Origin of the sequence: Nocardia sp. NPDC060220 (assembly GCF_042727815.1) — a bacterium.
In the GTDB taxonomy this organism is placed as follows: domain Bacteria; phylum Actinomycetota; class Actinomycetes; order Mycobacteriales; family Mycobacteriaceae; genus Nocardia.
Genome location: NZ_JBHWZY010000903.1, coordinates 1 through 2,663 on the forward strand (window position 1 = coordinate 1; position 2,663 = coordinate 2,663).

Genomic DNA, 2,663 nt, shown 5'->3' on the forward strand with positions numbered 1-2,663 from the left:
GACCTTGACCCAGGCGTCGACGAAGTCGTTCACGAACTTCGCTCCCGCTGTGTTCTGCGCATACACCTCGGCCACCGCGCGAAGCACCGAGTGCGAGCCGAAGACGAGATCGTTGGCGGTGGCCGTCCATCGCTTCTCGCCGGTCCGCCGGTCGACACCGTCATAGACGTTCTCCGCCGACTCCGAGGCCTTCCACTCCGTGCTCTGGTCGAGCAGATTCACGAAGAAGTCGTTCGACAGCACGCCCGGCCGGTCGGTGAAGACACCGTGTGCGCTGCCACCGTAGTTGGCGCCGAGCGCACGCAGGCCGCCGATCAGCACCGTCAGCTGCGGCGCTGTCACGTCGAGCATGTAGGCGCGGTCCAGGAGCAGACGCTCGAGCGGCGCCTTCTCGCCGGGACGCACGTAGTTGCGGAAGCCGTCTGCCCGCGGCTCGAGCACATCGAAGGTGTCGACATCGGTGCTCTCCTGCGTGGCGTCGGTGCGCCCGGGCGAGAACGGCACGGTGATCTGATGACCGGCATCGCCGGCTGCTTTCTCGATCGCCGCCGAACCGCCCAGGATGATCAGGTCGGCCAGTGACACCGCCTTGCCATCGGGAGCAGCGGCGTTGAAATCTCGCTGGATCTGCTCGAGAACCGGCAACACCTTCGCCAGCTCGGCGGGTTCGTTGACGTCCCAGTCGCGCTGTGGTTCGAGCCGGATCCGGGCGCCGTTCGCGCCGCCGCGCTTGTCGGTGCTGCGGAAACTCGCGGCCGAGGCCCACGCCGTCTTGACCAGTTGCGCGACCGACAGACCGGACGCGAGCACCGTGTTCTTCAGCGCGGCGATGTCCTGGTCGTCGATCAGTGCGTGGTCGACAGCGGGAACCGGGTCCTGCCACAGCTGCGCCTCGGGCACCCACGGACCGAGATAGCGGCTGAGCGGACCCATATCGCGGTGCAGGAGTTTGTACCAGGCCTTTGCGAACGCCTCGGCCAGCTCCTCGGGGTGCTCGAGCCAGCGTCGGGTGATCTCCTCGTAGATCGGGTCTTCGCGCAGGGACAGGTCGGTGGTCAGCATTGTCGGGGTGCGCGCGGGCCCACCGAACGGATCAGGGATAAGGCCTTCGCCCGCACCGTCTTTAGGCTTCCACTGCCAGGCGCCGGCCGGGCTCTTGGTGAGTTCCCAGTCGAACCCGTAGAGGTTCTGCAAGAAGCCGTTGCTCCACTGGGACGGGGTAGCCGTCCACACGACCTCCAGGCCGCTGGTGATGGCGTCCTTGCCCTTGCCCGTGCCGTGCGTGCTCTTCCAGCCCAGACCCTGCTGCTCGAGCGGCGCGGCCTCGGGCTCGGCGCCGACCAGACTCGCATCGCCCGCACCGTGGGTCTTGCCGAAGCTGTGACCACCGACGATCAGGGCGGCGGTCTCCTCATCGTTCATCGCCATGCGAGCGAAGGTCTCGCGGATGTCACGTGCCGCGGCCACCGGATCAGGCCTGCCGTTGGGCCCTTCCGGGTTCACGTAGATCAGGCCCATCTGGACCGCGCCCAGCGGGCCCGACAGCTTACGGTCGCCGCTGTAGCGTTCGTCGCCGAGCCAGGTGTCCTCCGGGCCCCAGAACACTTCCTCGGGCTCCCAGATATCGGGTCGACCGAAGCCGAAGCCGAACGTCTGGAAACCCATGGACTCGAGGGCGACGTTGCCGGTGAACACGAGCAGGTCGGCCCAGGAGATGCTGTCGCCGTACTTCTGCTTGACCGGCCACAGCAGCCGACGAGCTTTGTCGAGGTTGGCGTTGTCGGGCCAGCTGTTGAGCGGGGCGAAGCGCTGGGCGCCCTGACCGCCGCCGCCGCGTCCGTCGGCGATGCGGTAGGTGCCGGCCGCGTGCCAGCTCATCCGGATGAACAGGCCACCGTAGTTGCCGTAGTCGGCGGGCCACCAGTCCTGCGAGTCGGTCAGTACCGCGGCGATATCGGCTTTGAGGGCGTCGACGTCGAGCTCGGCGAATGCCGTGGCGTAGTCGAAGTCCTCGCCCAGTGGGTTGGACTTGGACGAGTGGGCGTGCAGGACCGAGACGTCGATCTGTTCGGGCCACCAGTCCTTGTTGGAGTGGGGGCGACGGTCGGTGTCCGCAGTGGGCGAGGGGATCGCCGGGTTCTCGCTCTCGCTGTTGCTGAGAGTTTCGGCGTCAGGAGCGGGTGGGCGGCTATCGGAGGTCACGATATTCCTTCCTGGACGGGTCTTACAGGCTGGGAGCGGAGTTGTGTTCGCTGAGCGCGGAGTCCGCGCATTCGGGGCACCGGCCCCAGTAGATGACCTCGGCCTCGTCGATCACGAAGCCGAGGTCGTCGGAGGCAGTCAGGCAGGGTGCTTCGCCGACCGCGCAGTCGACGTCGGCGATCGCGCCACACGTTCGGCAGATCAGGTGGTGGTGATTGTCACCTACTCGTGCCTCGTAGCGGGCCAGCAGGCCGCGAGGTTGGATGCATCGGAGCAGCCCGGCGGTGGTGAGCGTGCGCAAGGTGTCGTAGACGGCCTGATGCGAGACCGCCGACAAACGGGACCGAACGGCACGGATGATCGAATCCGTGTCGGAGTGCGGGTGCGCGTGCACGGCGCTCAGCACCGCCACGCGCGGCGCTGTCACCCGCACAGAAACTCCCCGCAGCATCTGCTGGAAC

At 67.3% G+C, this 2,663-nt stretch carries 2 protein-coding genes; both read right to left on the bottom strand.

The annotated features are described in order from the left end of the window. Positions 1-2,202, bottom strand: a 2,202-nt coding sequence (gene katG / locus ACFWF3_RS31475) for a catalase/peroxidase HPI (protein WP_379317398.1), incomplete at its 3' end; no start/stop codon positions are given. 22 nt (positions 2,203-2,224) lie between these two features. Then, positions 2,225-2,663, bottom strand: a 439-nt coding sequence (locus tag ACFWF3_RS31480; RefSeq protein WP_379317400.1) for a Fur family transcriptional regulator, incomplete at its 5' end; no start/stop codon positions are given.